Consider the following 6779-nt stretch of genomic DNA (forward strand, 5'->3'; position numbering starts at 1 on the left):
CCCGCAAGTTTAAGTCGCGTCATAACGGCGCACGCCGAGAAGCTGTAGAGCGGCAAGTACGAGGAATCTCGGATTGTGTTTTGCATACCGCTTCCAAAGCCTCCTGGGCTCCATGAACAGGCGAAACAGCCACTCGAGACCCATACGCTGCATCCACGGAGGCGCCTGACGTACCCGTCCGGCGTGAAAATCGAAGGCGGCGCCCACTCCGACCATTACCGCATCGATTTTCCCCTTGTGGTTTGCCATCCACCGCTCTTGCTTTGGACACCCCAAACCGACGAAGAGGATTTTCGCCCCACTTTCGCGGATGGAACGTACTACTTCCTCATCTTCCCACGCCTCGAGCTCTCGATAGGGCGGAGAGTACGCATAAGCGATCCGTAGCCCAGTATAGCGCCGTTCCAGGTTGCTTACAAGATTTCCTAATACTTCGGGACTCGACCCGTAAAATCCGACAGGAATCCCCTTCTCCGCCGCCGCCTCCAATACGCGGAGGGTGAGCTCTGGGCCGTATACACGCTTCTGATCTTTCTTCCCTAAAAGACGCATCATCCAGACGAGAGGCATACCGTCGGGGGTCACGAGGTCAGAATCGTTGACCATCCGGCGAAACCCGGGATCGTCGTACGCCTCCATGACCATGTGCACGTTGGCCACGCAAACGTAGCAACTCTCCCCCCTTTCGGCCCAGGAGAGAATTTTCGCCGTGGCGTCTTCGTAACTCGTAGGGTCAACGCGCATGCCGAGGATGCGGGTCGCGTCCGCGTGCCGATTTCCCCTTTCATTCACTTCCCTATCGCCTCCTCTCATTCAAAACCTCCCGATAGATGGCCATAAGCTGCTCGTAGTTTTTTTCCGCCGTGTACTTGGCCTCATACTCCGCCCGGGCCTCGCGGCGCATTCGCTCGAGCTCCCGAGGATGGCTAAGCAGCCACTCTACCTTGGCGGCCAAATCTTCGGGGTCTCCCGGCCGAAACTTAAGGCCAGTCCGTCCGTGAGAAATTATCTCCCCTACAGCCCCGATGTCCGACGCAAGCACGGGAGTCCCCTTGGCAAAGGCTTCGATGGCTACCCGGCCGAAGGTTTCGTACCACTCGGATGGGAGGACCAAGAAGGCAGCTTCCCCCATGAGGGTGTAGACCTCCTCGGGGGTTTTGCGGCCAAGCCACTCTACCCCTGGGATCCGATCCTGAGCCTCTTGGACCCTTGGGGCCAGGGGGCCATCCCCCACGATCTTCAGGAGCACCCTTCCCCCTAAGTGCTCCCAGGCTCTAAGAAGCGTTCCCAGACCTTTTTCCTGGGAAAGCCGGCCTACGAAGAGGGCGTACCCACCGCGCCCCTCTCCGGGCCCGGGATCGGGGTGGACAAAGTTGGGTTTCACCGCAATTTTCTCTGGCGGTAAGCCCGCTTCTATGAACTTCTGTCGGGCGAACTCCGTGAGGGCGATAAAGCGGTCCACCAGGCTCCACGTGCCGAGGACCCGGTGGAGCACAATCAAACCCGCTACTACCGTGCTCGCCGCCCGGCTTTCCCTATAACACCTATAAAGTACCCCCCGCCAGGGCAGCCGCCCGAGGCAAGCCTCGCATACCCGCCCCTCCCGGAAGAAAAGAGCGTTTACGCAGAGGAGACGGTAGTTATGCAGGGTCATCACAACCGGCACCCGCTCTGCCTTGGCGGCGTGGATCACGGCGGGAGAGGCCAGGGGGAAGGTATTGTGGGCGTGCACCAGGTCCGGACGGTGCTGGCGGATGGCTTCCCGTACCCGTCGGTAGGCCTCACAGTTCCATAGAGTCACCAGCCCCTGGCGCCAAGGGGGCATGCGGTCCAGCTCCTGGTTGTGAAAGGTGAGGTCCACCACATGGTGGCCTCGCTGACGCAGGATGGCTACCTCGGCGATGAAAGACTGGTCCTCACCGCCGGATTGCTGGTAGTGAGTATGAAGCTTGATAATCCGCATGTGTTTATTCACCGCCAGGTCGCTGGTAGTAAGTATGAAGCATGAAAAGAAAGCCGGGTAATACAGAGATTCCCGATCTCTAGGGACCTTCAGGTCCACCTGGCCGAAGGTGGCCTCCAGCTTCCTGGGGTAGTAACCGTTCCTGCACCCCCGTGTGCCTGCAGGAACGCCGTCCAGTCCAACTCAAGGACCGTTTTGTAGGACTTCGGTCACCGACTCCCGCACCGCATCTCTCAGCAAGATCCGCAAGGTATCTTGGTCCATGGGGCACCTCATCTCCTCGTTCCAAGGTGTACCCCCCTATTAAACACGGTCCCTTACATATAAATTCTTACACGACCCGTTGCTGTTCTTTCTGCGCAAGGAGAAGCGTGGTCAGAACGACGAACCATAATATCTCTGGTCTAAAAACGGGGTTAAAAAATGCTATACCCATGAAATAAAAAGATAAAGATGCTGAAAGGGGATTTAAAGACGCCCGAACCAAAAATAACATGGTAGGAAAATAAAACGCTAAGCCAATAACTCCTGTCCCGGCGAGAATCTCTAAAAAACCATTGTGGGTGTGGCCCGGATTCCAGTAAGCGAGGTCGTAGGTTAAGAAACGGGTGGCCTCAAACCCCGTTCCCAAAAGAAGAAGGGTGGAGTCTGACAGCAAAGTCTCTAAAACGCTCTCCCAGAGAGGTATCCGGCCATTCAGTGTATCAACATCGGGTGCGTATACAGATGCGGTCTCTAGAGTCTCCGAAACCAATGTAGGCATTAAAAAGGCCACAATCAAAAAAAGGACAATCTCCAGTAAGCCTCCTATACGGCCTAGACGCCTACGGTAGGACCGCTCGAATCCCCAAAGAAGTGCTGCTATCGTCATCGCCAGTGAGGCTCGCGCCTGGGTGGCTAAGAGCCCCCACAGCGATATTGCAACTAAGATGGCAGAGGAAAGCCTCAGACTTCGTACCATTAGAGCCAGACTCACGAGGAGCAGGAGTGCAAATAAATGGCCTACCACAAGGGGATGTTCCGCAGCCAGGGTGAACCTAACGCGAGTAGGTCCCATGGCAGAGTCGTCACCGGGGGGAAGACCGTAGTAGAAAGGCGTGTTATAGTAAACCACGTTTAGCCCTATTCCTAAAAGCACAAGGAACATCAGGGCCCACTGAACCACACGAAGCCAATCTAAAAAAGTTAGGGACCCTCTCCAGATAGCTCCAGCGAGCAGGGTGATAGCAAAAAGCTCTGTAGCCTTAACAAAGGTCAGAGACGGACTAGGGGACCACAGGCTAGTCAGAACAGCCCAACCGGAAGGAAGAAGAAGCCACCATCCGTTTAGAAGGGCAGACCACAAGCGCTTAGCCCACCAGAAGAAAGAAAGCACCTCGACTACTCCCAGGAGCCCTATCTCCACAAGGGCACGCACGCCCGTCGTCGGATCAAGAGGATTACCTCCGGGAAGCCATCGGAAAAAGGCCGAAAAAACTAGCAGAACGATTAGAAAGGTGCGCCTACTTTCCCTCTTTAGGCACGCACTTTTTGTAACAGGAAATTTCACCGTGTCAGGATGCATATAGACACAACCCCCGCCAAGCCTGGACAAAGGTCGGCACATCAAACCTCTTACGGCCTTCTGAGCTACCCTTCCCATATGGGCCTGCTCTTGGGGTAGAAGGGCAAGAAACCGCTCCAGATCTGCCCGTACCCCCTCCGCCGTCCGCGGGACCATGAATCCCGTCTCCCCATCCCGCATGAACTCTTCTACCCCGTAGAGGGGCGAAACAATAAGGGGCAAACCAGCCGCAGTTGCTTGGAAACTCACTAAGGAAAAGGTCTTGTAAAGGGAAGGAAGCACAAAGGCATCCACACCCCAGAGAAAAGGGCATACATCTTGTTGCGTCCCCAAAAGCGAATCCTATCGCCAAGTCCCATCCCCTCTTCCCGCTTTTGCCACGAGCGGATCAGGTCGGGCTCCCCGCCCACCACCCAAAGCCGCAGGAGGCAGTCCCCTCTACGCCATCAGCGCCTCGAGAACAAGGGGAAGCCTTTTACACTCAAAGTGGCCCAAGGCCACGAACACGAGCACCATCTCACCCGGCTTCACCCCATGCTCTGCCCGGAAAGCTTCCCGGTCAAACTCAGCTGGGAGGCGCATGCGTTCCACGTCCACGGGGTTATAGATCACCGTGATTTTCCCGCGCGCAAAGGGGTAGGTTTCCTCAAGTTCCCGTTTCAATCCCTGAGAAGGGACCACGATCCTCTTCACTCGGCGGTAGGTCCACGGTTCTACAAGGGCGTGAAGCCGGTGGTCCAGCCAGCGAAGCCATCCCCGAAGCCCCTTCGCCCCGGCTTTCTTCCAATGATCACGGAGGTAAGCCCGGTGGCAAAAGTGTGCGTAGGACACATCCCCAAAGAAAAGGTTGCTTTCCACTATCTGCACCAGGTCAAAACGTGCGCCGGTGCGCAGGCGATATCAAAGGTAGGCCAAGGGGACCACCAAATGGTGTGTAGGCGACAAAAAGGAGGGCCAGGGGACGTTTCGGCACGGGAACCCGCACGAAGCGAATGCGCTCCGTGCACGGGTTTTCAAACTCCACGGCGAACACAGTGAACTCGTGCTCCCGACAAAGCGCCTGGAGCATGTGAAGATGGCAGGAACCGATAGGATTTGGTAGGAACGACTTTGTAGTCAAACACGGCGATGCGCATGCGAAAGAACCTCTTCATAGAGCGCGAGCATTCGCTCAGCGCGCCTGTCCCAGCGCTCCTCTTGGGCAAAACGCCATGCCTCACGAGACATGCGCAAACGCAAGTCTTCATCCAAAGCCAGGCGTTCTATCCCTTCAGATATGGCCTGAAAGGTTTCCTCCGGAGTTCGGACCGGCACCTTTATGGCTGCGTCGGCAGGGAGAAAAGTGCCCACTCCCTGGTGATCCAGGGTGATCACAGGAAGTCCAAAGGACATGGCCTCGAGGACAACGCAGCCAAAACCATCGCGCAAACTTGTAAAGACAAAAGCGTGAGCCTCCTGAAATACTTCTTTCATCTTATCCCAAGGGATGCGGCCGAGAAAGCGCACTTTGTCGCTAAGACCCAAGCGTTGTACCGCGCTTTGCCACTGCAGCTTCAGAGGACCATCTCCCGCCACTAAGAGTTCTACCGGAACCCGAACACGGCGTAAGGCCATCAACACCAAGGGGAGGGCCTTAATAAAGTCCAACCTCCCTGCCCAAAGTAATCGAAGGGGCCCCGGTGGGCGTGCGACTTCTTGAGGCTTAGGCAAGCCAAATCCGGAAGGGACGCCGCAGTCTAGAAAGAACTCTACGCGCTTCGCTCCAGCTTTCCGGAGAAGGGCCTCGGTCTCGCGGTTTACAGCTAAGATGAGTGGCAATGAAGACACACGACGTCCCCAACCAAGTATTAAAGGATAGAAAGACACCCTCCAAGAGCGTACCATTTCTTTTGGCCAGGCGTTACCAAAGAAATCCCGAAAAGACGCCGGGGCTACTTGTCCTCCGCTCACAGGACCCCAAACTATTGGGACCCCCTGTAAAATAGGTGGCGGGGTACTTACCGTGCTCCAACTTACTTGGTGAACAACAATAGGTTCTTGCATATTGTCAATTAAATTTTTAATAATTTTATATACTTTTCTTAACCATAAAATATAATGAAAACGTAATCCACTTTCTCCTTTTTCTGGATGCCAAGGATCGAAATTATCCAAAGTTACCCAATGGAAACGTAAATTGTTCCTAGGATGTTCCAAAATAAATTTCTCTATTTCTTTACGATGCTGAGGATAGGCAAAAACATCTACATTGGTGTATTTCGAGAGCTCCCAGGCCCAATTCCAAGTATTTCCTGGCTCAGAACCCCTGTTTGGGGAGATTGCATGTCCTACTAAGAAAACACGTATATGACCATTATTTTTATACTCCATAAAAATCCCTCCAATTTTTAATAAAATTCTCTAAATCAAACCTTTGAACATATTTCTTTGCGACTAATCCCATACGAGCCCGCTCTTCGGCTGGTAGTGCCAGAAATCGTTCAATAGCATTCTGAACGCCCTCCGCCGTCCGCGGGACCACGAATCCCGTCTCCCCATCCCGCATGAACTCCTCTACTCCGTAAAGTGGCGTAACAATAAGGGGCAAGCCAGTGGCGGCGGCTTCATGACTCACCAAAGAAAACACCTCATAGGCAGACGGAAAAACAAATACATCTGCTCCCCACAGGAAAGGGCGAACTTCTTTCTGCATACCCAAGAAAAAGACTTGACCCTTTAATCCTAGTCTCTCCACACGTTTAGCCCATACCTTTACGAGATCCGCCTCTCCTCCTACCACCCACAACTTAACATGGGGGGCGCTTAGATGGCGTAGCGCTTCTAAAACAATGTGAAGCCCTTTGCGCTCAAATTGACCAAGGGCCACGAAGACCAGAACCAGGTCCTCCTTTTGTGCGCCGTACTGAAGCCGAAAGGCTTCCCGGTCAAAGTTGGGCGGAGAGGCCATGCGTTCCACGTCCACGGGGTTATAGATCACCGTGATTTTCCCGCGCGCAAAGGGGTAGGTTTCCTCAAGTTCCCGTTTCAACCCCTGAGAAGGGACCACGATCCTCTTTACTCGGCGGTAGGTCCACGGTTCTACAAGGGCGTGAAGCCGGTGGTCCAGCCAGCGAAGCCATCCCCGAAGCCCCTTCGCCCCGGCTTTCTTCCAATGATCACGGAGGTAAGCCCGGTGGCAAAAGTGTGCGTAGGACACATCCCCAAAGAAAAGGTTGCTTTCCACTATCTGCACCAGGTCAAAACGTGCGCCGA

6 protein-coding genes and 1 pseudogene are annotated in these 6779 nt (G+C 54.6%); all 7 read right to left on the reverse strand.

Annotated elements, in window-relative coordinates; all coding sequences use genetic code 11:
* Window positions 1–9: 9 nt before the first annotated feature.
* Window positions 10–813: a WecB/TagA/CpsF family glycosyltransferase gene (locus C7438_RS02420; RefSeq protein WP_121443734.1), complete on the reverse strand. Its 804-nt coding sequence runs from the start codon at window positions 811–813 to the stop codon at window positions 10–12.
* Window positions 797–1963 carry a glycosyltransferase family 4 protein gene (locus C7438_RS09355; protein ID WP_121444056.1) on the reverse strand — a complete coding sequence of 389 codons (1167 nt, stop codon included), beginning with the start codon at window positions 1961–1963 and terminating at the stop codon, window positions 797–799. Before C7438_RS09355 ends, C7438_RS02420 begins: the two co-directional genes overlap by 17 nt.
* A 48-nt stretch (window positions 1964–2011) precedes the next feature.
* Window positions 2012–2274: pseudogene (locus tag C7438_RS02430) on the reverse strand (transposase); the annotation flags it as partial.
* 20 nt (window positions 2275–2294) lie between these two features.
* Window positions 2295–3860 (reverse strand): O-antigen ligase family protein, encoded by a 1566-nt coding sequence (locus C7438_RS02435; RefSeq protein WP_121443735.1) that lies wholly within the window; start codon window positions 3858–3860, stop codon window positions 2295–2297.
* A gap of 105 nt (window positions 3861–3965) precedes the next feature.
* On the reverse strand, window positions 3966–4394 hold the full coding sequence (locus tag C7438_RS02440; RefSeq protein WP_353653302.1) for a glycosyltransferase: 429 nt from the start codon (window positions 4392–4394) through the stop codon (window positions 3966–3968).
* Window positions 4395–4643: 249 nt separating this feature from the next.
* On the reverse strand, window positions 4644–5897 hold the full coding sequence (locus tag C7438_RS09000) for a glycosyltransferase family 4 protein (protein WP_147401970.1): 1254 nt from the start codon (window positions 5895–5897) through the stop codon (window positions 4644–4646).
* A partial coding sequence (locus tag C7438_RS02450; RefSeq protein WP_147401971.1) for a glycosyltransferase family 4 protein occupies window positions 5887–6779 on the reverse strand: 893 nt, incomplete at its 5' end. The genes C7438_RS02450 and C7438_RS09000, both read right to left, overlap by 11 nt.

The organism is Brockia lithotrophica (genome assembly GCF_003633725.1).
In the GTDB taxonomy this organism is placed as follows: domain Bacteria; phylum Bacillota; class Bacilli; order Thermicanales; family DSM-22653; genus Brockia; species Brockia lithotrophica.